This window comes from Bradyrhizobium sp. 45 (assembly GCF_023073155.1).
Classification (GTDB): Bacteria; Pseudomonadota; Alphaproteobacteria; order Rhizobiales; family Xanthobacteraceae; genus Bradyrhizobium; species Bradyrhizobium canariense_D.
This window is the reverse complement of record NZ_JADPIX010000065.1, coordinates 15,480-36,938: the sequence shown is the minus strand read 5'-3', so window position 1 is coordinate 36,938 and position 21,459 is coordinate 15,480. Positions and strand designations below refer to the sequence as shown.

17 protein-coding genes and 2 pseudogenes are annotated in these 21,459 nt (G+C 60.2%); 15 read left to right on the top strand and 4 right to left on the bottom strand.

Annotated elements, in window-relative coordinates; all coding sequences use genetic code 11:
• The 14 genes from IVB42_RS12530 to IVB42_RS12465 all read left to right on the top strand — a co-directional run bounded on the left by IVB42_RS12530 (position 1) and on the right by IVB42_RS12465 (position 14,529).
• Positions 1-1,245: an MFS transporter gene (locus IVB42_RS12530; RefSeq protein WP_247470301.1), complete on the top strand. Its 1,245-nt coding sequence runs from the start codon at positions 1-3 to the stop codon at positions 1,243-1,245.
• Positions 1,246-1,459: 214 nt separating this feature from the next.
• Positions 1,460-2,674, top strand: coding sequence for a TlpA disulfide reductase family protein (locus tag IVB42_RS12525; RefSeq protein ID WP_247371267.1), 1,215 nt, complete (start codon positions 1,460-1,462; stop codon positions 2,672-2,674).
• A gap of 536 nt (positions 2,675-3,210) precedes the next feature.
• Complete coding sequence (gene dctA, locus IVB42_RS12520) at positions 3,211-4,506, top strand: C4-dicarboxylate transporter DctA (protein WP_247470294.1); 1,296 nt, start codon at positions 3,211-3,213, stop codon at positions 4,504-4,506.
• A gap of 573 nt (positions 4,507-5,079) precedes the next feature.
• Positions 5,080-6,000 (top strand): P-type conjugative transfer ATPase TrbB, encoded by a 921-nt coding sequence (gene trbB, locus IVB42_RS12515; RefSeq protein ID WP_247394877.1) that lies wholly within the window; start codon positions 5,080-5,082, stop codon positions 5,998-6,000.
• Positions 5,997-6,323, top strand: coding sequence for a TrbC/VirB2 family protein (locus IVB42_RS12510; protein ID WP_247338342.1), 327 nt, complete (start codon positions 5,997-5,999; stop codon positions 6,321-6,323). The genes trbB and IVB42_RS12510 overlap by 4 nt, the downstream gene beginning before the upstream one ends.
• Positions 6,323-6,586 carry a VirB3 family type IV secretion system protein gene (locus IVB42_RS12505; protein WP_247386364.1) on the top strand — a complete coding sequence of 88 codons (264 nt, stop codon included), beginning with the start codon at positions 6,323-6,325 and terminating at the stop codon, positions 6,584-6,586. The genes IVB42_RS12510 and IVB42_RS12505 overlap by 1 nt, the downstream gene beginning before the upstream one ends.
• Positions 6,587-6,595: 9 nt before the next feature.
• Positions 6,596-9,031 carry a conjugal transfer protein TrbE gene (gene trbE, locus IVB42_RS12500; protein ID WP_247394924.1) on the top strand — a complete coding sequence of 812 codons (2,436 nt, stop codon included), beginning with the start codon at positions 6,596-6,598 and terminating at the stop codon, positions 9,029-9,031.
• Positions 9,028-9,762 (top strand): P-type conjugative transfer protein TrbJ, encoded by a 735-nt coding sequence (trbJ, locus tag IVB42_RS12495; protein WP_247394942.1) that lies wholly within the window; start codon positions 9,028-9,030, stop codon positions 9,760-9,762. The genes trbE and trbJ overlap by 4 nt, the downstream gene beginning before the upstream one ends.
• Positions 9,763-9,764: 2 nt before the next feature.
• Complete coding sequence (gene trbK-alt, locus IVB42_RS12490) at positions 9,765-10,136, top strand: putative entry exclusion protein TrbK-alt (RefSeq protein WP_247296878.1); 372 nt, start codon at positions 9,765-9,767, stop codon at positions 10,134-10,136.
• 3 nt (positions 10,137-10,139) lie between these two features.
• Positions 10,140-11,375 carry a P-type conjugative transfer protein TrbL gene (trbL, locus tag IVB42_RS12485; protein ID WP_247470293.1) on the top strand — a complete coding sequence of 412 codons (1,236 nt, stop codon included), beginning with the start codon at positions 10,140-10,142 and terminating at the stop codon, positions 11,373-11,375.
• 47 nt (positions 11,376-11,422) lie between these two features.
• Positions 11,423-12,103, top strand: coding sequence for a conjugal transfer protein TrbF (trbF, locus tag IVB42_RS12480; protein ID WP_247394946.1), 681 nt, complete (start codon positions 11,423-11,425; stop codon positions 12,101-12,103).
• A gap of 1 nt (position 12,104) precedes the next feature.
• Positions 12,105-13,079, top strand: a complete 975-nt coding sequence (gene trbG / locus IVB42_RS12475; RefSeq protein WP_247394949.1) for a P-type conjugative transfer protein TrbG — start codon at positions 12,105-12,107, stop codon at positions 13,077-13,079.
• The gene (locus IVB42_RS12470; RefSeq protein WP_247394965.1) at positions 13,076-14,281 is read left to right on the top strand and encodes a TrbI/VirB10 family protein; all 1,206 of its coding nucleotides are present in this window, start codon (positions 13,076-13,078) and stop codon (positions 14,279-14,281) included. Before trbG ends, IVB42_RS12470 begins: the two co-directional genes overlap by 4 nt.
• Before the next feature lie 5 nt (positions 14,282-14,286).
• A complete protein-coding gene (locus IVB42_RS12465) occupies positions 14,287-14,529 on the top strand; it encodes a DUF2274 domain-containing protein (protein WP_247289307.1) in 243 nt (80 codons plus the stop codon).
• A 461-nt stretch (positions 14,530-14,990) separates the two neighbouring features.
• Here the strand turns inward: IVB42_RS12465 and IVB42_RS42260 are convergent, their stop codons facing one another.
• The 3 genes and pseudogenes from IVB42_RS42260 to IVB42_RS12450 form a co-directional block, all read right to left on the bottom strand.
• The gene (locus tag IVB42_RS42260) at positions 14,991-15,317 is read right to left on the bottom strand and encodes a LysR family transcriptional regulator (RefSeq protein ID WP_346659079.1); all 327 of its coding nucleotides are present in this window, start codon (positions 15,315-15,317) and stop codon (positions 14,991-14,993) included.
• A 184-nt stretch (positions 15,318-15,501) separates the two neighbouring features.
• Positions 15,502-16,128, bottom strand: a pseudogene (locus IVB42_RS12455) (acyl-homoserine-lactone synthase).
• Between the two features lie 76 nt (positions 16,129-16,204).
• On the bottom strand, positions 16,205-16,672 hold the full coding sequence (locus IVB42_RS12450) for a LuxR C-terminal-related transcriptional regulator (RefSeq protein WP_276576647.1): 468 nt from the start codon (positions 16,670-16,672) through the stop codon (positions 16,205-16,207).
• Between the two features lie 592 nt (positions 16,673-17,264).
• On the opposite strand from IVB42_RS12450, the gene ald reads away from it, so the two are divergent.
• Positions 17,265-18,377 carry an alanine dehydrogenase gene (gene ald, locus IVB42_RS12445; RefSeq protein ID WP_247470292.1) on the top strand — a complete coding sequence of 371 codons (1,113 nt, stop codon included), beginning with the start codon at positions 17,265-17,267 and terminating at the stop codon, positions 18,375-18,377.
• Positions 18,378-18,604: 227 nt separating this feature from the next.
• On the opposite strand, the pseudogene IVB42_RS42145 reads toward ald, so the two are convergent.
• Positions 18,605-20,361: pseudogene (locus tag IVB42_RS42145) on the bottom strand (aldehyde dehydrogenase family protein).
• Positions 20,362-21,459 lie beyond the last annotated feature (1,098 nt).

The following is a 21,459-nucleotide window of genomic DNA, read 5'->3' as shown; positions in this document are numbered from 1 at the left end:
ATGATCAACACGCTCATTTGTGACCGCCTCGCCTCTGAATTGGGGCTTGGTACGGCCGATTTGGGGCTGTTGGGCTCGATCTACTTTCTAATCCTTACTGGCAGCCAGATTCCGATGGGCATGCTCTTGGATCGCTTCGGTCCGCGCCGAGTCCAGGGTGCGCTCTTGCTGCTGGCTGCCGCAGGCGCTGCGCTTTTCGGACTATCGAATGGATTTCTGTCGCTTCTGATTGCTCGCGCGGTGATAGCATTCGGTACCGCAGCTTCCCTCATGTCTGGCCTGAAAACAGTCGTGCTCTGGTTTCCGAGAGAGCGCGTGGCGCTCATCAACGGCTGTATGATCATGCTGGGTGCACTGGGCGCGGTAACGGCAACCGCACCAGCCGAGGCATTGCTTAACTGGATAGGCTGGCGCGGTCTATTTGAGGTGCTTGCCGCATCCAGCGCGTCCGCGGCCGCTTCGATCTATTTTTTGGTTCCAGAGCATGAGGCAACTGCGAAGAGACCAGGGACAGTCAGCCTGAAGACCGTCTATACGGATGGGCGGTTCTGGAGAATTGCGCCGATTTCTTCAACATGTATCGGGTCCGCGTGGGCCCTGCAGTCCTTGTGGGCAGCGTCCTGGCTGAGCGATGTGGAAGGGTTGGATCGAACAAGCCTTGTCACTCAATTGCTCGCAATGGCGATAGCCCTAAGCATTGGCGCATTGCTGCTCAGCGTGGTCGCCGATTCACTGCGCCGGCATGGCAAGAACATTGAAACGTTGCTCTCAATCGTAGCTGCTGTGTTCATTGCAGCCGAACTCGCGCTGATATTGCATCCGCCATTCCCGTCGCTACCGTCGTGGATCGTTGTGGCGGTGGTCGGATCAGCAATCGTCCTCAGCTACGCGATCATCGGAGATTACTTTCCGGCCCAACTGATCGCGCGCGCAAACGGCGTGCTCAATGTTCTGCATTTCGGGTGGGCTTTCCTCGTCCAGTACGGGACGGGGTTAATTCTAGAGCAATGGCCGGTAAAGGACGGACACTACCCCTCAATCGCGTATCAGACGGCGTTCAGTATGAATGTTGTGCTGCAGCTGGTCGCTCTAGTCTGGTTCATCGCCCCTTGGTTCAAAGAGTTGAATTGGAAATCTGAGATCGCCGTCAAGCGCAAGTCGACGGGCCAAAGCAGGTCAGTTCACGTCATGATCCCGAGCGCCGAAATGGTTATCCTGGAAACCGATCATGATGTGGAGTGGTGAACTCGGCCTTCTGCCTGACTTCCCGCCTCGTCGGTCTGCGTTAAGCACGTCCGGCCGACTGATTGCCTAAGAAGCTCCAAACAGCTGGTCGGATATGCGACATGCGTCGCAAGGTCGACAGGAATGATACGAAAAATGCGTAATATCAATGAGCGCTGGCTGGCATGCGACTTGCTGTTGTTTTCCACAGAGCCAGGTAAAGCGAATTTGAGCAATGACCAGTGTGACTGAGAGCGCAAGTCAAGTCGGTGCGGACAGTGTGCTGAGAGTCGGTTCGCCGGCTCCCTCCATCAAAGTTGAGGACTGGCTACGTGGCCAACCGCTTACAAAGTTCGAACCTGGGAAAGTATACATCATCGAGTTTTGGGCGACGTGGTGCGGACCATGTATCGCCTCGATGCCGAATTTGGTGACCCTGCAAAGCAAATACAGGAGCAACGGAGTTGAGGTGGTCGGCATCGCGGCTCACGAACAAGCTTCGACGGCAGATGAAGCGCGAGCCAGCTTGGACGCTTGGTTGACGAAGAGCTTGCCAGATCTGAACTTCGCGATCGCATTCGACTACTCCGGCGAAATGAACAACCTTTGGATGGATCCCAGCTTTTCTGTCGGGATTCCATCGTCATTCGTGGTCGATCGTGACGGCCGCTTCGCCTTTATCGGCCATCCGACGCAACTCGATAACTTGTTGCCCAAAGTTCTGAACGGTTCCTGGGCAGTGAGCGACGAAGCCAAAGCCCTGGATGCGGAAAGGATAACCACGGGCAGACGCAGAAAGCGCGAACTATCGCAGAAGCGAGCGCTGGTGGAACCGATCTTTGCCAGACTTGAAGCCGCCATGAATAGTAAGGATTGGGCGGCGGCCCTTTCAGGGGTTGAGGAGGCACTCGCTGCGATGCCGGACGATGTCACCTTCCGTGGGCTTCATGCGGAATTGTTGCTTCACAAGATACGCGACATGCGGGCCGGCTTGGCGGTATTGCGCCAATTGGTTCGCGATGCGATCGACAAGAAATCTGTGGTTTGGATGAGCGTGGCCATCCGCCAACTCTTCGACCCCGCGAAAGACTACTCCGGTTTCCCACATGCCGAGCGCTTTGCCATGGGCAAGGACCTCTCCGAACACATCCTCGCGGCGAATCCGCCCCAAGGCAGCGAGGGCGCGAAGTTCCTCTCGTACGGGGCGGTCGCTCGGTACTATTACGAGACCGGTAACAGGGATCGCGCGATCGAATTGGTCGAGGTGGCGCTGAAATGGCTGGATGCAGCGCCTGCCTCCGATGTAGCGAAACGGGATCTCGTGCAGTGCTCCCTCCAGGCCTTGGCGAGCTACAGGAGTGAGAAGCTCTGTTACGAGGAGTGTTGTTCGGCACCGCAAAACACAGCTCCCGAAAAGGCGGAACCGGGATCGCCAATGGAGGCAGCGTGAGCAATGCTACTGGCTATGTCTTCTCGGCCCTTGTGGTTTTCGATCGAAGTTGATGCCTTTGGGAATGTCCGGGCATTCACCTGAAGCCAGGATAGGACGAGTGAGGGGTGAACGCAGGCGCGCCGCACCACCACAAGTTCTTTACGGTGAATGTCTCTTCAACGTACGGTCGCGGTCCGGCGCGATACGGCGAGAATGCCTCAGGTGAAGAGTGGTCGCCGGCTGCTAAGGGTGGCGGCTTTTAACATGCTGGTGGCATCTTCGAACAACCAAAAAAGATAGAAATGGGTGGTGACGCTGATGCATTCGAACTCTCAAGGAAGCTTTCTGAAGTTTTTACCGCTGGTTTCAGAAGGGATTCAGGACTTTGTTTCGCGTCGGCCGCAAGCCCATTCGGGAGAGGCGGCAACCGGTGGCAACGGACGGGGTTTTTTAAAGCGGTCAGTGCGCTGTGCGCGCCGCGCTAAGGGAACACTGAGCGAAGCCGTGCCTTCATTGTCACTCCGCTTTGGTACCACGGCGCCGGGTCGAGCGTGATGTACAATCACCGCCAGCGCCGCTCTGTTAAAGCCGCCGCCCTGTTCCAGCCATCTGGCCCCTGGTACAATGTTCTTTATATCCAGGTACTGATCGCGATCCTGATTGGCGTTCTCGTTGGCTGGTTGTGGCCTTCTGTGGGGACGAACAGCTGGGTCAAAGCGCTTGGTGACGGATTCATCAAGCTGATCAAAATGGTGATCGCGCCGATCATCTTCTGCACTGTTGTGTCCGGAATTGCGCATGTTCAGGATGCACGAAAGGTCGGCCGAGTCGGCGTCAAGGCGCTGCTTTACTTCGAGATCGTGTCAACCTTCGCGCTCATCCTGGGTCTCGTGATGGGCAATCTCATTCAGGCCGGTCATGGGCTTGCTCCCAGGGCTGACGCCGCGGCGGTAGCCAACTACGTCAAAAGAGCGGAAGGGCAGAAGGCGGTCGATTTTCTCCTCAATATTATTCCGGATAGCGTAGTTGGCGCTCTGGCCCGAGGCGACGTGCTACAGGTGCTGCTGTTTGCCATCCTATTCGGGTTCTCGCTGATGGCGCTTGGCCAGCGGGGTGAGCGGATGCGCAGTCTGGTCGACGATGCTGCACACGCGGTGTTTGGCGTCATTAGGATCGTCATGAAGGCAGCGCCAATCGGGGCGTTCGGCGCTATGGCCTACACTATCGGCGAATTCGGACCGTCCGCGCTCGGTAAACTCATCGGCTTGGTTGCTCTGTTCTATGTGACAGCCGGGCTCTTCGTGATCATTGTGCTTGGCCTGGTCGCGCGCTTGGTCGGTTTTTCTATTCTAAAGTTCATCTTCTACATCAAGGATGAGCTGTTGATCGTGCTCGGAACATCGTCGTCCGAAAGCGCGCTGCCGCAGTTGATGGAAAAACTCGAACGGCTGGGCTGTTCCAAGCCGGTCGTGGGCCTGGTGGTGCCGACAGGATACTCTTTCAATTTGGATGGGACCAACATTTACATGACGTTGGCGACCTTGTTCATCGCGCAGGCGCTCGGGGTCGATCTCGACTTCGCCCAGCAGCTCACGATACTCGTTGTGGCGATGCTCACCTCGAAGGGCGCAAGTGGTGTTACCGGTGCCGGGTTCGTCACCCTGGCCGCAACGTTGACCGTGGTCAGTCCTGACCTCGTCCCGGGCATTGCGATCGTATTCTCGATAGACAAGTTCATGAGCGAGGTGCGCGCGCTTACCAACATCATCGGGAACGGTATTGCGGCGGTGTTTGTGTCGTGGTGGGAAGGTGAACTCGACCATGTCTCGCTACACGCGCAGCTCAAGTAGATCTGCGATTTCAGCTCGGCCATTGCGGACTAGAATCACTGTTTGAATGCCTGCATTCTGCGTCGGCAATCGTCGTGCAGTACTGGACCACCCTGTTTCCAGGAAGAATGGTGCAGGGTCATGCTACGCTCACGGTGGTGCACCAGACCAGCGTCGGCATTGGTGCCTGCTGCAGCCCGCCGGCTGATGTGGTTCATTATCCCACGTTTGAGCTTCCTCAAAAACTGGGAACTCAATCGTGCCCACGCGAGGGAGCGACCTTGGTTCAGGAGAAGCAATGGAGGCTGAGCAAACATCGCGGCCGGGAAAGGCGTAAAAATAGTAAGCTCAGGACCATTGCTCATTGCTGATTTCTCGCCTCGCGGTGGAGGGGCCGGGGCGTCAAGCCGGCGCTCTTTTCAAATGTTCCTTTCTCTACGCTAGACTACGAACAGCATATTCCCTTCGTTGCGGTAACACGCGACCTATCTTTTATTTGCCTTCAGATGAGGGCGCGAAAGCGGCCTCAGCAGCTTGGGGCAAATCGTGGCGATCCATTCTTTTGATTCAGAAGCGAACTTGCGCGGAGCGCGTATGCTGCGTACCGCGTTGGGGCCCGCCATCGCAGGGTTTTTGGAAGATCCGGCAATCGTCGAGGTGATGCTCAATCCCGACGGCCGGCTGTGGATCGACCGACTGTCGAGCGGCCTTACAGACACCGGAGAGAGCCTTTCGGCAGCGGATGGCGAACGAATCGTCCGCCTGGTCGCGCACTATGTAGGAGCAGAAGTTCATCCCGGCTCGCCCCGGATTTCGGCTGAGCTGCCGGAAACGGGGGAACGTTTCGAAGGATTGCTGCCGCCGGTTGTTGCGGCGCCGACGTTTGCGATCCGCAAACCGGCGGTCGCCGTGTTCGGCCTGGACGACTATGTCGCCGCGGACATTATGAACGCGAGCCAAGCGAGCGCGCTTCGCAACGCGGTCGCCGCACGGAAGAACATCTTGGTCGCCGGCGGCACCTCGACCGGCAAGACCACGCTGACAAATGCGCTGCTTGCCGAGGTTGCCAAAGGTTCGGACCGCGTCGTTCTCATCGAAGATACCCGGGAGCTTCAGTGCAGGGCACCAAATTTGGTGGCGCTGCGGACCAAGGACGGCGTGATCTCGCTCTCCGATCTTGTGCGCTCCTCTCTTCGCCTGCGCCCTGATCGCATTCCGATCGGCGAGGTTCGTGGGGCCGAAGCGCTGGATCTTTTGAAGGCCTGGGGCACAGGACATCCCGGCGGCATCGGCACGATACACGCGGGGACCTCGCTTGGCGCGCTGCGCCGGCTCGAGCAGCTGATCCAGGAAGCCGTTGTCACCGTCCCGCGCGCCCTGATTGCAGAAACCATCAACGTCATAGCCGTTCTCTCTGGCCGTGGCGGCGAACGGCGGTTGAGCGAACTCGCCAGCGTCGACGGCCTTGGATCATTGGGCGACTACAGCCTTTCGAACATCGGAGATCAGTCATGACCACACGATCGTCTCTCGGGCGCGGCTTCATCTCAATTGTGGCGTTCGCCAGCCTTGCCCTAGCCAGCGCGCCGGCCTGGGCCGCCGGCTCGAACATGCCTTGGGAGCAGCCGCTGAACCAGATCCTGCAATCGGTCGAAGGTCCGGTCGCAAAGATCATTGCGGTCATCATCATCATCGTGACCGGGCTGTCGCTCGCCTTTGGCGACACCTCGGGTGGTTTCCGGCGGCTAGTCCAGATCGTGTTCGGCCTGTCGATCGCATTCGCCGCATCGAGCTTCTTCCTTTCGTTCTTCTCATTCGGCGGCGGAGTGGTGATCTGATGGACGAGCCAGTCCCGGAATTTGTGGCTCCCGTCCACCGCGCGCTCACCGAACCGATCCTGATGGGCGGCGCGCCGCGCGCGGTTGCCATCCTCAACGGCACGCTGGCCGCCGCACTCGGTCTCGGCCTGCGCATGTGGCTGGCCGGCCTTCTCCTCGCTTTCGTGGGTCACATGGCTGCGGTCTGGGCCGCAAAGCGCGATCCGGAATTCGTGGAAGTCGTGCGCCGGCATGTTCGCGTTCCCGCTCACCTCAGCACCTGAAGTCGTCCCATGATGAATCTTGCCGAATACCGCCGTTCAAGCACACGTCTTGCCGACTTCCTGCCCTGGGCTGCCCTGGTCGATGAAGGGATCATTCTCAATAAGGATGGATCGTTTCAGCGAACGGCCCGGTTCAGAGGGCCGGATCTCGACAGCTCCGTGCCGGCCGAGCTTGTTGCGGTCGCTGGCCGCCTCAACAATGCACTCCGTCGCCTCGGATCGGGGTGGGCCGTGTTCGTCGAGGCGCAGCGGCATTCGGCCGGTCGCTATCCGCCGGATACATTCCCGGACGTCGCCTCGGCGCTGGTGGATGCGGAGCGGAAGGCGCAATTTGAGGAAGCCGGCAGTCATTACGAGTCGAGCTACTACCTGACTTTCCTTTATTTGCCTCCGGCAGAGAGTGCGGCCGCAGCAGAGCGCCTGCTGTACGAGGGCAGCCAGCGCGCTGCGGGAGCCGATGCACGCGAGCTGCTCGCCGGCTTTAGTGACCGGACCAGCCGCGTGCTGCAGCTGGTCGAGGGTTTCATGCCGGAATGCCGTTGGCTTGATAACGAGCAAACGCTGACCTACCTGCATTCGACGGTCTCGACCAAACGGCACCGGGTGCGCGTGCCAGAAATCCCGATGTATCTCGATGCGTTGCTAGCCGATCAATCGCTGGTAGGCGGACTTGAACCCATGCTGGGCGACGCGCATCTGCGCGTTCTGACGCTCGTGGGGTTTCCGACTGCGACCACGCCCGGGATTCTCGACGAGCTGAACCGGCTGGCATTCCCGTACCGCTGGTCGACGCGCGCGATCATGCTCGACAAGACAGATGCCACAAAGCTGCTCACCAGGATCAGGCGTCAATGGTTTGCCAAGCGCAAGTCGATCGCCTCGATCCTGAAGGAGGTGATGACGAACGAGGCCTCCGCGCTTTTGGATACCGATGCCCACAACAAGGCGATGGATGCGGACAGTGCGCTCCAGGAATTGGGTTCGGATCAGATCGGCCAGGTCTTCGTCACGGCAACGGTCACGGTCTGGGACAGGGATCCGCGCGCAGCCGACGAAAAGCTCCGCCTCGCCGAAAAGGTTATCCAGGGCCGAGACTTCACCTGCATGGCCGAGACGGTCAATGCCGTCGAAGCCTGGCTCGGCAGCCTGCCGGGACAAACTTACGCGAACGTCCGCCAGCCGCCGGTCTCGACCCTGAACCTCGCCCATATGATCCCGCTATCTGCGGTATGGGCCGGAGAGGTGAGGGATCACCACTTCAAGGCGCCCCCATTGTTCTTCGGCCAGACTGAAGGTTCCACGCCATTCCGGTTTTCTCTGCATGTCGGAGATGTCGGCCACACGCTGGTCATTGGACCGACGGGCGCCGGCAAGTCGGTCCTGCTGGCGCTCATGGCGCTGCAGTTCCGCCGCTACAGCGCGGCGCAGATCATTGCGTTTGACTTCGGCGGCTCGATCCGCGCATCGGCCATCGCCATGGGCGGCGACTGGCATGATCTCGGCGGCGCGCTCGATCCGTCAGAACTCGTCGCCCTCCAGCCGCTCGCGCGCATCGACGATCTCGGCGAGCGAGGCTGGGCATCCGACTGGATCGCATCGATCCTGTCGCGCGAGCGGATCGAGGTCACGCCTGAGACTAAGGATCATGTCTGGTCGGCGTTGACCTCGCTCGCCTCGGCGCCGGTTGCCGAGCGGACGCTGACTGGGCTCTCCGTTCTCCTGCAATCCAACGCTCTCAAGCGCGCGCTGCAGCCCTACTGCCTCGGGGGGCCATACGCGCGGTTGCTGGACGGCGAGCACGAAATGCTCGGTGAAGCCTCCGTCCAGGTGTTCGAGACCGAGGGATTGATTGGGACCTCTGTCGCGCCCGCAGTTCTGGCGTATCTGTTTCACCGGATCGAGGACCGCTTAGACGGCCGTCCGACACTGCTCATCATCGACGAAGGCTGGCTCGCGCTCGATGATGCCGATTTTGCCGGCAAGCTCCGCGAATGGCTCAAAACGCTTCGCAAGAAGAACGCCTCCGTCGTTTTTGCGACCCAGTCGCTCGCCGATGTCGACGGCTCCAAAATCGCGCCTGCCATCATTGAGAGCTGCCCGACCCGGATCCTGTTGCCAAACGATCGCGCCGTCGAGCCGCAGATCATGGCGATTTACCGGCGCTTTGGGCTGAACGACCGCCAGACCGAGATCCTCGCCCGCGCCACCCCCAAGCGACACTACTACTGCCAATCTCGACGCGGCAACCGCCTGTTCGAGCTCGGACTTGGCGAAATCGCGCTCGCCTTCGTGGCCGCCTCGTCCAAAGCCGACCAGGCTCTCGTCGACCGGGTGCTTGCCGAGCACGGAAGGGACGAGTTCGTGACCGGTTGGCTCATGGCGCGCGACCTCGGCTGGGCCTGCAATCTCATTCCGCAGCTCGCCCAACAAGGAGCGCTCTCATGAACTGGATCCGGCCGATTCTGGCGGCAAGCATCATCGCCATGATCATGGTCCAAGCGCCCGGCAGAGCAAAGGCGCAGTGGATCGTTTTCGATCCCAACAACTACGTTCAGAATGTGCTGACCGCCGCGCGTGAGCTGCAGCAGATCAACAACCAGATCACCTCGCTGCAGAACGAAGCGCAGATGCTGATCAATCAGGCGAAGAACCTGGCCAGCCTGCCTTATTCGTCGTTACAACAGCTCGAGCAATCGATTCAGCGCACCCAGCAGCTACTCTCGCAGGCACAGCGAATTGCCTATGATGTCGAGCAGGTCGATCGCGCGTTTTCCACCACCTATGCGCCGGCATCGGTCAGCATGTCCAATGGGCTCCTTGTCGGGAATGCGCAGACGCGTTGGCAGAACTCCGTGGCCGGGCTGCAGGACGCCATGCGGCTCCAAGCGAGTGTTGTCCGCAATCTCGACACCAACCGCACCCAAATGTCCGCCCTGGTGACGGCGAGCCAGGGCGCATCGGGTGCGCTTCAGGCAAGTCAGGCCGGCAACCAGCTCCTTGCGTTGCAAGCTCAGCAGCTTGCGGACCTTACGGCTACTGTCGCGTCGCAAGGTCGTGCGCAAATGCTCGAGTCTGCCCAGCGCGCAGCTGCGCAGGATCAGGGCAGGGAGCAACTGCGGCGCTTTCTTAGCCAGGGGCAGGGCTACCAACCAACAACCGTGCAGATGTTTCACTGATCATGAAGAAACGACTTGAACGACTGCCCGCCGCGGCAGCCCTTGGTCTTGCTGTCCTGGTGGTTGGCGTCTGCGCCATTCGGTTGCCTGAGGACAGGAGCGCGACCCAATCTTCCGTCTATCTCGCCTCAAAATCCGATGCGACCGCAGCAAAGCTCGAGCAATGCCGCACCGTCACCTACGAGCAGAAAGAGGCTCTTCTCGAATGCCAGAAGATCTGGGCCGAGCAGCGCAGGCAGTTCTTGGCAGGAAGTAGATCGACAGGTGATCCGGACAGCCGGACAGGCGCCGCGCCATTCCTCTCTCCTGTCCCGCGCAAGGACGAAAGTCGCCTCCCGTCCGGTTTTCCCTCCATTCCAAGCCAAAGCGAGTGACCCATGGGTGGTACCTCCGTCATCGATCAATTCCTGGAAACCTTCACCCGCTACATCGATTCCGGGTTTGGCCTCGTCGGAGGCGAAGTGGGGTATCTCGCCACGACGCTGGCGGCGATCGACCTCACGCTCGCGGGCCTGTTCTGGTCCTTTGGCACTGATGAGGAGATTCTTGCCCGGCTCGTCAAGAAGACATTGTTTGTCGGCGTCTTTGCCTATCTGATCAGCAATTGGAACAGCCTTGCGCGCATCGTCTTCGAGAGCTTTGCAGGCCTTGGGCTAAAAGCCTCAGGCACAAGCCTGTCGTCGACAGATTTTCTGCGGCCGGGCCGGATCGCCCAAGTTGGCCTTGATGCCGGCCGACCCATCCTCGACTCGATCTCGGGGCTCATGGGTTACGTCAGCTTCTTCGAGAATTTCGTGCAGATCGTGGTCCTGCTGTTCGCCTGGATCGTGGTGCTGTTGGCCTTCTTTATTCTCGCGATCCAGCTTTTCGTCACGCTTGTCGAGTTCAAACTGACGACACTTGCCGGCTTCGTGCTGATCCCCTTTGGCCTCTTCGGCAAGACGGCCTTTGCGGCCGAGCGAGTGCTGGGCAACGTAATCTCTTCCGGCGTCAAGGTCCTGGTCCTGGCCGTCATTGTCGGCATCGGATCGACCTTGTTCTCGCAGTTCACGGCAGGCTTCGGCGGCAACCAGCCGACCATCGAGAATGCGATGGCGCTGGTGCTCGGTGCGCTCACACTTCTGGGGCTCGGGATTTTCGGGCCCGGTATTGCCAACGGCATCGTCTCCGGAGGTCCGCAGCTTGGCGCCGGAAGCGCTGTCGGGACAGGCCTCGCCGCCGGTGGCGTTGTTGCGGCTGGCGCAGGTCTCGCCGCCGGAGGGGCCGGTCTCGCCGGCGGCGCGATTGCTGGCGCGGCACGTGGAGGCAGCGCGATTGCAAATGGTACGATGAGCGTGTCGCGGGCGAGGAGCATGTCCGGCGCAGAAGCAAGTGCGTCAGGTGCGGCTAGTCCTTTACGTTCGGTCGCCACTGGTCTTGGCGGAGCGCCGAACCATGCCGGTCGTGAAGAGGGGGACTCTTCCGCCGCTGGGTCCGACGCGCCCCCTTGGGTTCGTCGGATGAAGCGAGCGCAGACGATCAGCCATGGCGCATCAGCGGCTACCCAGGCGATCCGTTCCGGCGATCACGGCGTGGGCGGCGGATCTGTCGACCTCTCGCAACAAGACCGCTGACGCTTCACATCGACCATTTCCATTCCTGAGCATCTTGAGGTCAAACAATGTTCAAACGATCGGCCGTTCACTATGGCCGCATGCCGGAGCCTGTCACTCCGTATCAACGCGCCGCCCAGGTCTGGGATGATCGCATTGGGTCTGCGCGCGTCCAGGCCAAAAACTGGCGCCTGATGGCGTTTGGCTCCCTCTTCTTGTCCGGCTGTTTTGCCGCCGCTCTGGTCTGGCAATCCGCACACGGGACGATCACGCCGTGGGTGGTTGAGGTCGACCAATTGGGGGAAGCCAAGACTGTCGCTCCGGCAAATGCCAGCTACCAACCGACCGACCCCCAAGTCGCTTTTCACCTGGCGCGATTCGTCGAGCATGTGCGTGGTCTGCCGATGGACGCCATCGTGCTCCGCGAAAACTGGCTGCGCGCCTACGATTTCACGACGGATCGCGGTGCCGCGGCGCTCAACGATTATGCCCGCAACAACGAACCATTCGCCAAGCTCGGCAAAACGCAAGTCGCGATCGAAGTGTCTAGCGTCATCCGGGCCTCCCCTGAGAGCTTTCGCCTGGCCTGGATCGAGCGGCGCTATGAGAACGGTCAGCTTGCCGCAACGGAGCGGTGGAGCGCGATCGTCACCATCGTCCTGGAAATGCCTCGCGATCTGGATCGCCTACGCAAAAATCCCCTCGGCATCTACGTCAACGCGATCAACTGGTCAAAGGAGCTCGGCTAACATGCCATCAGGTCTCGTTATTGTGTCACGAAAAGCGCGGCCGTGCTTGCCTCTGGCTCTTCTGGTCTGTGTCTCGACGCTCGGCGGCTGCACGACCTTCAGGCCGCCGCAAATCAGCTACGACAACGAGCTCCCGCCGGCAACGGACTTGCCGGCGCTTGCCGATGATCGCCCGCGACCGCTGCATGTGCCGCCGGCCTGGAAGGCTGCACGAGGCGGCAACAGCGCGGAGCCCAAGGAGCCTGTCGAGCGCATCGAAACCGCAAATGACGCTGCACGCGTGCAGCCTCGCAAAGCCGGCTACTACAATGCGGTGCAAGTGTTTTCCTATAGCCCGGGCGCGCTCTACCAGATCTATGCCGCGCCGGGGCAAATTACGGACATTGCCCTCGAGCCCGGTGAGCAGCTGATCGGCTCAGGACCGGTCGCCGCAGGCGATACCGTCCGCTGGGTGGTCGGCGACACCGAGAGTGGCAGCGGCGACACCCGCCGCGTTCACATCATGGTCAAGCCCACCCGTCCCTCGATCGAGACCAACCTCGTCGTCAATACTGATCGCCGTACTTACCTGATCGAGCTTCGCGCCAAAGAAAAGCCCTATATGCCCTCGGTCGCCTGGTTCTATCCGGCGGATCGTGGCGGGCGAACGCGAGCTCTACCGCCGGCACCCTTTATTCCGGACCTGCCGGCGCGCCGGTACCGTTACGCGATCGAGGGCGACAGCCCGCCGTGGCGTCCCGTCAACGCTTATGATGACGGCCGCAAAACCTATGTCGAATTCTCCTCCGGCGTCAGTCAGGGCGAGATGCCGCCGCTCTTCGTGATCGGGCCCGACGGTAAAGCCGAGATCGTCAACTACCGCGCTTACGGAAATGTGCTGATTGTTGACCGGCTGTTCGCGGCCGCCGAGCTGAGGCTCGGCGAGGAGCACCAGCAGAAGGTCAGGATAGTGCGAACCGACGGGAGGTCGCTTTGAACGATAGTGACCAGGCGATCGATGAACCAAACGAACCACCTCGGGCCAGGCCACCGGAAGAGATCGCCGAAGCGCTGCGGCTTCGGCCGGATCCTCCGCAAGTTGCGCGCCTCTCGCGGAAGGTCCTGATAGGCGTCAGCGCTTCTGTGCTCGTGCTGGTCATCGGCGCGGTGCTCTGGGCGCTGCAGGAGAAACGGTCTCATACTTCAGCGCCTGAGGAGCTTTACGCCACCGACCACCACAATCTCGCCGATCAGCTCGCGACCTTACCAAAGGATTACACCGAGATCCCGAAGGACGTGCCGCGTCTAGGGCCGCCCTTGCCGGGCGATCTCGGCCGGCCGATCGTCGCAGCACAGGGGTCTTCGACATCCAGCTCCCTCGGCATCGATGCCGAACAGCAGCGTCTCAGCCAGGAGAGCGAGGCGGCACGGATCAGCAAGGTATTTGCCAGCACCAATGTCCGGCCACAGGTCCCTGCCACCTCATCGAGCGAAGCTCGTTCATCCGCCGCGCCATCATCCGACGAAGCATTTGCTCAAAATGGCCAAGACCGAAAGCTTGCGTTCGTCAGTGCAACGGTCGATCGTCGGACGACAAGCTCCGATCGCCTTGTGAGGCCCGCTTCGCCTTTTGTCGTTCAGGCCGGAACGGTCATTCCGGCCGCGCTGATCACAGGAATCCGCTCCGACCTGCCTGGCCAGATCACAGCCCAAGTCACAGAAGCGGTGTACGATTCTCCTACCGGGCGAGCTCGCCTTATCCCCCAGGGAGCAAGGCTGATCGGGAGCTACGATAGCCAGGTCGCATTTGGACAGTCGCGCGTGCTCCTGGTGTGGACGCGCCTTATCATGCCGAATGGGAGGTCGATTGTTTTGGAACGGCAGCCCGGCGCAGATGCGGCAGGTTACTCTGGTCTTGAGGACGAAATCGACAATCATTGGAAGGAATTGTTGGGGGCCGCCGCTCTTTCGACGCTGCTTTCCGTCGGCACGGAGGTGAATTCCGGGGCGGATAGCGGCAATACCAACAGCGATCTCATTGCCGCGCTCCGCCGTGGAGCTGGGGAATCGATCAATCAAGCGGGCCAGCAGATAGTCCGCCGCAATCTCAACATTCAGCCAACTTTGACGATCCGTCCGGGATTTCCGGTGCGGGTGATCGTCAACCGTGACCTGGTGCTTGAACCGTATAGGGGGTGAGAACGATGCCCAAGTTAAAGCTCGGCGCAATCCACGACGACAAGCCGATCAAGATTACGCATGAACTGCCCGCGAGCGTGCACAGGGATCTCGTGGCATATGCCGAGATCCTTGCGCAGGAGACCGCTCAGCCGATCGGCGATCCAGCTAAGCTTATCGCGCCCATGCTGGCCCGGTTCATGGCAGCCGACAGGAGCTTCCGGAAAGCGCGCCACGCGCGTCAGCGACCACTCGAAGGCGATGGGTAGCGCTCAGAGACCAACTTCAGGAACTCCGTGCAGCGCCGGGTTTCATTGTCGGCGCGCCAATAGGCAGAAAGCTCGAATCGGCTCGCACCCGCGCCATCGCGCAGCTCCCGGTAAACAAGGCCGGCAAAATTTGCGCCTATGTCGGCCTCGAACAGGAGGCTTATTCCTGTGTTCATGCTGATCAGGCTTTTGATGATGCCGCGACTGACCTCGTGGCGCCAGATTTTTGGGCGGACCTCAGCTCGGAGCTTGGAAACGCAGAAGATCTTCGAGCTCGTTTCCGAGGTCGTAGTGGCTGAGCAGCACCGTCTCGCCGCACAGGTCGTTCCAGTAGACAGTTTCGCGCGAACTGAGGGGATGGTCATGAGAAGGCCACGAGAACACCCTCGCTCCACAGAGCCATGGCTTTATTGTCCAACAACGGCAAGCGCCCGGTGACGATCAGGAGATCGAGCGCTCCGTTACGAAGTGCCTCTGCTAAACGTGTCCGTGATCGTGCTCTGCGGGAAGCGCTGCTTGAACTCAAGTAGGGAGGCTTGCAGATTGCCGTCCGAAAGTGATGTGCAGAAACCGACGCTCAGACGGCCGGTTTCGCTGTTGTGAACGGATCGGGCCGTTGCAATAAGCGCGCCGAATTCCTCCAGGATGGTTCTGGCCAACCGAAGAACGTCGCGGCCGGGCCGCGTTGGGCGCACACCTCCGCTGAAGCGCTCGAAAAATGGAACGCCCAAGTCGTGCTCAAACTCGCTGATTCTGCGGCTAAGGCTCGATTGTTGCGATCCCAGCAACTCGGCGGCTCACGAAAGCTACCGCAATCGGCGGCAGCGACCGCCGATCTCAGGTGTTTCAGTTCGATCGCTCTGGTGGCTTGGAGTGACGGAAGTGTGGGACCTGGCTTGTGCATGGTAAGTCTTGAGAGCGCAGAGTGGCTCTCCGCACCGATCTGCAGCCGTTACGTTTGCTTCCCAGAAGCTAGGCAGCGACTTGAATGACCGGAGCCCAGAGCACCGGTCCCGAGATTTGCGCCTTGCGGATGCGGTCCAACGCATCGGACGAAGCCTCCAGGTAGCCCGCGACAGCCGTGGTGTTTCCAAGGGGGCGCGCTTTTCCCACTCTGCGAAGGGGCCATCCGGCCCGGCGAAGAATCCGCCCCATGCGGGCGTCGGTCACAGTGACGATTTCGATCAATTCGATGGAAAGGCCAAATTCAATCATGCCCGCAAACAGCACGTAAGTGGCAGCAGCAAGTCCACCGCTCGCCGGCGCATCCGCGGGAACATCGAGCGCGAATCGGCTGCTCTCCGGATCCAGTCGCTTCGTGGTGCCGGCTGCCCGTCCAGCAGGATCGGAAAAGTGTCCCTCAGCATGGTTGCCCCGGTGGAAGGCAAAAGCCGCACGCAACCTTGAATTTGTCCGGCTCCCGAGCGGTTCAGTAGATGCACCGGTCGAAGGACGTCAAATTTCGTCCACTTCCATGTCGCCGCTGACTTCGACGGTCCAATCCAGACGCTGCTTGAAAGCGCGGTAGCGCAGCCGGTGCATCTCGGCGCGATCGTTGACGAATTCCCCGTAGTACTCCGGCATGATGAGCTGCATCATTCTCGCCTCCCTGCTTGATTTCGGCAACCAAGCAGAGAGGCCTAGGCGAGCGCATGTTGTGCAGTTCCAGAGGCGTTTATGGAGGGCTGGCGATCCATTTTCGAGATTTTGATTCGGTCAACAGCACGATCGCTTGACGCAGGGAGCTGACACGGAGCTTCGCACGGGCGCTGTCCAGGTGAAAACCCGCGGTTCGCTCTGCGATACCAAGAATGATCCCGATCTCCCCGGCCGATTTACCGCGCGCGGACCATTCGAGACACTGGTACTCGCGATGAGACAGCACCACGCCGCCGACCATGCGATCAATCGTCCAGAACCGTTTTGCATGTTCATGGAAAACGGTTGCGACTAACCGCAGGCTCTGGGCGTGCTCGAGAAGCGCGCGCGCGAAACCAGCTCGACGCTCGTCAGTTGCAAAGCTCAGCGCGGCGATTACGCACCTGTCATCGAGGATAGCGAATGTAAACCCGCAGCGGATTCCAAATTTGTCGGCTTCTTCGAACAGAGCGCGTTCAGGCTTCGGCCGATTTTCGCACTTCAAATCCGGGCCCCGATCGGAAGGGCTTAGGCTGGCGCATTGCCCGACGTACCACCGGATCGACGGAGTCGTAGCCGCGCTGCAGATGGATGACGGTCCAGGAGGGGGATATGTCGAGATCAGGTTGCAAGCACTGCCTGGCTCGCGGGAAGAGCGAGATATGCGAAGCACGACAGGGCAGCGGCGATCCAAGCCATGCTCTGCTAAGCTGCGTCTCGATGCGTACTTTCGATCAATCGTTCAGCAGACCTTTGAAAAACCCGATCCATCCTTTGATGAACTAACGGGCCTCCATCGCAAGCGCTACTCATTTTAGCAAATCGAGCATCGTTGCGAATGAGGCAAAACAACGAAGAAGTCGATCCAATCCGGCGTAGATCAATCCTGATCACGACTGTTTGGTTTGGCTGCCGGGGCCGCATCAGGTCTCGCCACCCTGTGGTAGCATCCTGCAACTCGGCAGTATTCGGTTGTCCGTTCGAAATCCTGCAAGCAGGCATGTAAGATCGCCGGATTACTGCGCTATTTGGCCTCTCGCCCCGAGGTTTGTAACGCTCTTCCGATTACAACGAGCTGCTCACCATGGAGATTGCAAATGAAGGTCGGTGTTCCCAAGGAAATCAAGACGCACGAGTACCGCGTCGGCCTGACGCCTGGGGCCGTCCGCGAATACGTGGCCGCTGGCCACAGCGTATTGCTCGAGACGAACGCCGGCGCCGGGATTGGCGCAACAGACGAGATTTACCAAAAGGCTGGAGCAACGATTGCGGCCTCTGCTCGCGAGGTGTTCGCGTCAAGCGAAATGATTGTGAAAGTCAAGGAGCCACAGCCCTCCGAATGGACGCAGCTGCGAGAAAACCAGATCCTCTTCACTTATCTGCATTTGGCTCCGGATCCGGAGCAGGCGAAGGGCCTTATCAAGTCTGGCTGCACCGCAATTGCCTATGAAACTGTGACTGACGCGAACGGCGCCCTTCCACTGCTTGCCCCTATGAGCGAGGTTGCGGGACGACTTGCGATCGAGGCCGCGGGCGCCGCGCTGAAGAGGTACGCCGGCGGACGGGGACTGCTGATTGGCGGGGTACCGGGCGTGCCACCCGCTCGCATCGTGGTGATCGGCGGGGGCGTTGTCGGCACTCACGCTGCAAGGATGGCGGCAGGGTTAGGCGCTGAGGTCACAATCCTCGACCGTTCGATTTCCAGGCTTCGCGAACTGGATGAGCAGTTCCAAGGGCGAGTACGGACCAGATTCTCGACGATCGAGGCCGTTGAAGAAGAGGTATTTGCGGCAGATGTTGTCATTGGCGCCGTTCTCGTTCCTGGCGCGAGCGCGCCGAAACTGGTCAGCCGAGGTATGTTGAGCTCGATGCGCAAAGGGTCCGTGATCGTGGACGTGGCGATCGATCAGGGCGGATGTTTCGAGACATCGCGGGCGACGACACATGCCGATCCAACCTATGAGGTGGATGGCGTGATCCATTATTGCGTCGCAAACATGCCCGGAGCTGTGCCGCTCACCTCAAGCCAGGCACTCAACAACGCTACGCTACCTTTTGGTTTGGCTCTCGCAAGTAAAGGATTTGCAGCTGTGCTCGAAGATCCGCATCTGCGCGCCGGCCTAAATGTCTATCGGGGCCGGCTAACCTATAAGGCTGTCGCCGAGAGTCTCGGGCTTCCCTTCTCGCCGATCGAACAGGCTGCGGCCTGATCCCAGAGGCTCTGCTGGGACATTCTCTCGCAGGACTTGGGCCACTCATCAGAGTGGCCCCTTTTTTGTGCCGAGTATCAGCCACAGCTTGGAGGTGGAAGTCCTCTAGGCAACTTGCGACGGCGAGGGGCTCGCGAAGCGCAAGCGCGTCAACACGCCCGGGGCTTTTTGAATGGGGGGCACGGAAGGGACGACTGCTAGTGCCTGTGCGCACTTCCAACCCGCAGCTAGAGCTCACTCGCGGCGCGGTCGGGCACATCATCCTTCCAGCGTACCGATCCAAACGGCGCTCCAGCATACGGACGGAGACGCACGGGCTCAGGCCCGATATGGAAAGCCGTGGCCTTGCATCTAATGCGCGCTCCGAGCGTGTCCAGCGGTTGCGTTGGCGCAAATAATCGAGCCATGTCGGGCAGTGATAGCGCTCGGTCCACAGCTCGGGGTCGGCGATATCACGCCCAATCGACCAGCCATAGGCGCCGTTGCGTTGCCGATAGAGCTGCACATTCTGCATAACGTTGTGGAAGGCGCGCGCATTTTCCGAAGCCACGCGATATTCGAGCTCAACCACCGGCGGGCCGCTCCGGTGTCAGCAGAAGCCGCTCCTTGGATCGCAAGCATTTCGGCGTCCTCCCCGCGCTCGGTGATGGCCGGCATGCGCAGCCAGCGCCCTAGCAGTGGCAAGAGCAGCATCAATCCGGCAGAGGCGAGCAGCGTGATGTCCACACCGACGGCATCGCTGAGGCGACCCCGCCCCAACTGCCAAGTGCGAGGCCTCCAGAGAACGCAGCCTGCCAAGCTGCAACGGATCGGCCCGCAATCCAGCGCGGAGCCGAAAGCTGCACGTCAATGTTGAACAGCATCACGTCCATACGGCGCCCGCAAAAACAGAGCTGCGGCTGTCAAGGGCGAATTATGACTGAGCACCAGCGCCGCGATCGCGCTGCTCATGGACAGTGTGCAGGCACGAACCGCATCTTCGCCGATCTCTATGCCGCGACCTTGGTCGAGAGTTTCTGCACGAATTCCTCATAGATGCTTGCCTGTGCGTAGAGGCGATTGGCGCAGACGCAGGTCTGGTCCATGTTGCGGTATTTGGAGACGATGGCGCCCTCGATGGCGGCATCGATATGGGGGCCTCGAACTCCACGAAAGGCGCCAGCTCGAGGCCGAGCTTCTTCAGGCCGATGCAGGCCCGACCGTAGAGGATCTTGCCGACCTCCGTCGAGCCGGTGAGGCCGACAAAGCGCACGGCCGCGTGCACGCACAAAACCTCGCCGATCCTCCCGAATCTCCGGCGATGACGTTGAAGACACTCTTGGGCACGCCTGCCTTCTCAGCGAGGGCTGCGAGCGCAACCGCCGAGAGCTGCGTCTGACTGCCTGGCTTCAGCACCACGGTGCACCTGCGGCGAGCGCCGCCCTACCTCGCGGGTGATCATCGAGTTGGGGAAGTTCCAGGGCCTGTGGCGCCGCAGACGCCAATCGGTGGCGTGATCGCAAGCAGCCTTGCATCCGGGCGCGGCGATAGAATCGTTTCGCCATAGATGCGGCGCGCCTCTGCGGCGTACAACTCGGCATAGGCGCCCCGGTATCGAGTTCGCCTAGCGCCTCAGAGAGCGGTTTGCCCTGCTTGGAGGTCAGGATTAGCGCGAGATTCTCGCGACTTGCGACCATCAATTCGTACCACGCGCAGGGTGTTGGAACGTTGCTTGGCTGTGAGCTTAGGCCATGCAGGGAGCGCTCGTTCAGCAGCCTCCACGGCTCTCGAGCCGTCGGCTGAGAGCTGCGGCAGTTTGGCGAGCCAAATGCCGATCGCCAGATTGTTTTTACCGAAAGGCGAGGTGAGCCAACTCAGGCTCCATCAATGTAGCAGGTCTCCCGCCGAAGTGACAGGTCCTTCAGACGCTAGCGAAGAAGGACGAGCCTTGCGTGGATTGTGCGGCGGTGGTCGGGGTCGTCGCCCTGCTCCTGCAGGTCTTCAAATCCGAGCAATCAGGTCTTCGTCGACCGCGAAAAAAGGCCGCGCGAGATACCGCGCGGCCGAGTCAGGGAGGAAACGCCCCGAAGGGCACTGAATAGGAGCTCGGCAGCTAAATGAACTCACCGCGAACTCCAATCTTGCACGAAGCGATCGTTAGATCGTGCAAGCGGATATCGGATACTCATTTACCTGAGAGGATTGGAGGCGTTCGTAGCGATATCTTGCAGTTTTTGTGCGCAGATTTCGCCAACTTCGCAGCACTTGCTATCTGCAAGCGCTTCTCGCGAGAACATTCGAACTTGCGTACTGTTCATTGAGAGCATCGAACACTCGCTCGTGTACGCGTCCGTCCCGTTGATGGTTTCAGGATTTACGGAAATCAATCCAAATTAGTCAGCGCTCGTGACGAGCGGCAGAGAAATGTTGAGCGTGGCGATCCAGCAGGATAGCTGCGCGTCGCGACAGTGCGAACCAGCATCGGGCGCCTCCGGACAAGTCATTTGAGGGGCAAAATGCGCAAAGTTGCGATTGAAATTCGCGGAGATCATCACCGCGTCGCGGATTGCGCGTTGGGCTACGCGAACAGCTGGCACCGCCGGGGATTTCAAGCGCCATTGTTACAGGCGCAATCTGCGCTGTCGCCATGCTCTACGGGAGCGTGGCGCAACGTGAGTCGAATGCCAGCAACGAATTCAAAGATCATGTTATATCGTTGTCACAGACCTTCTTGGAATCTGGGCAAATTGCAACCCTCCCTGCGGTCTGTGATCAATCTCTACGCAACGGGCTTCCAGAACGTGGTCTCGGCCCGACGAAGCCTTGGCTTCAGCGAGATTGAGGAGTTCAAGGCAAGTTACGAATAGCCGTCCGCGCAGTTGAGCATCGGGTGAGCGAGCTCAATCAGCCTCAGCGCCCGATATTGATGCTGAAGATGCGTTGCCTCGGCCATGAATTGATGTTGCGCGGCGAGGACAAACCCATCGCGATGAAAATCGTAAAAAGAGCGCCTCCGGAGCTGGATTCCATCACGGAGGTGGTTCCTCGGCACCAGCGTGGCGGAGCGAGAGCATCACAACTATCGTTGTGAGGAGGACACGGC

Excerpts from the sequence above, each read along its gene's own strand:
- IVB42_RS12530 (WP_247470301.1), top strand. The coding sequence starts at position 1 with ATGATCAACACGCTCATTTGTGACCGCCTCGCCTCTGAATTGGGGCTT.
- IVB42_RS12525 (WP_247371267.1), top strand. The coding sequence starts at position 1,460 with ATGACCAGTGTGACTGAGAGCGCAAGTCAAGTCGGTGCGGACAGTGTG.
- dctA (WP_247470294.1), top strand. The coding sequence starts at position 3,211 with ATGTACAATCACCGCCAGCGCCGCTCTGTTAAAGCCGCCGCCCTGTTC.
- trbB (WP_247394877.1), top strand. The coding sequence starts at position 5,080 with ATGCTGCGTACCGCGTTGGGGCCCGCCATCGCAGGGTTTTTGGAAGAT.
- IVB42_RS12510 (WP_247338342.1), top strand. The coding sequence starts at position 5,997 with ATGACCACACGATCGTCTCTCGGGCGCGGCTTCATCTCAATTGTGGCG.
- IVB42_RS12505 (WP_247386364.1), top strand. The coding sequence starts at position 6,323 with ATGGACGAGCCAGTCCCGGAATTTGTGGCTCCCGTCCACCGCGCGCTC.
- trbE (WP_247394924.1), top strand. The coding sequence starts at position 6,596 with ATGATGAATCTTGCCGAATACCGCCGTTCAAGCACACGTCTTGCCGAC.
- trbJ (WP_247394942.1), top strand. The coding sequence starts at position 9,028 with ATGAACTGGATCCGGCCGATTCTGGCGGCAAGCATCATCGCCATGATC.
- trbK-alt (WP_247296878.1), top strand. The coding sequence starts at position 9,765 with ATGAAGAAACGACTTGAACGACTGCCCGCCGCGGCAGCCCTTGGTCTT.
- trbL (WP_247470293.1), top strand. The coding sequence starts at position 10,140 with ATGGGTGGTACCTCCGTCATCGATCAATTCCTGGAAACCTTCACCCGC.
- trbF (WP_247394946.1), top strand. The coding sequence starts at position 11,423 with ATGTTCAAACGATCGGCCGTTCACTATGGCCGCATGCCGGAGCCTGTC.
- trbG (WP_247394949.1), top strand. The coding sequence starts at position 12,105 with ATGCCATCAGGTCTCGTTATTGTGTCACGAAAAGCGCGGCCGTGCTTG.
- IVB42_RS12465 (WP_247289307.1), top strand. The coding sequence starts at position 14,287 with ATGCCCAAGTTAAAGCTCGGCGCAATCCACGACGACAAGCCGATCAAG.
- ald (WP_247470292.1), top strand. The coding sequence starts at position 17,265 with ATGAAGGTCGGTGTTCCCAAGGAAATCAAGACGCACGAGTACCGCGTC.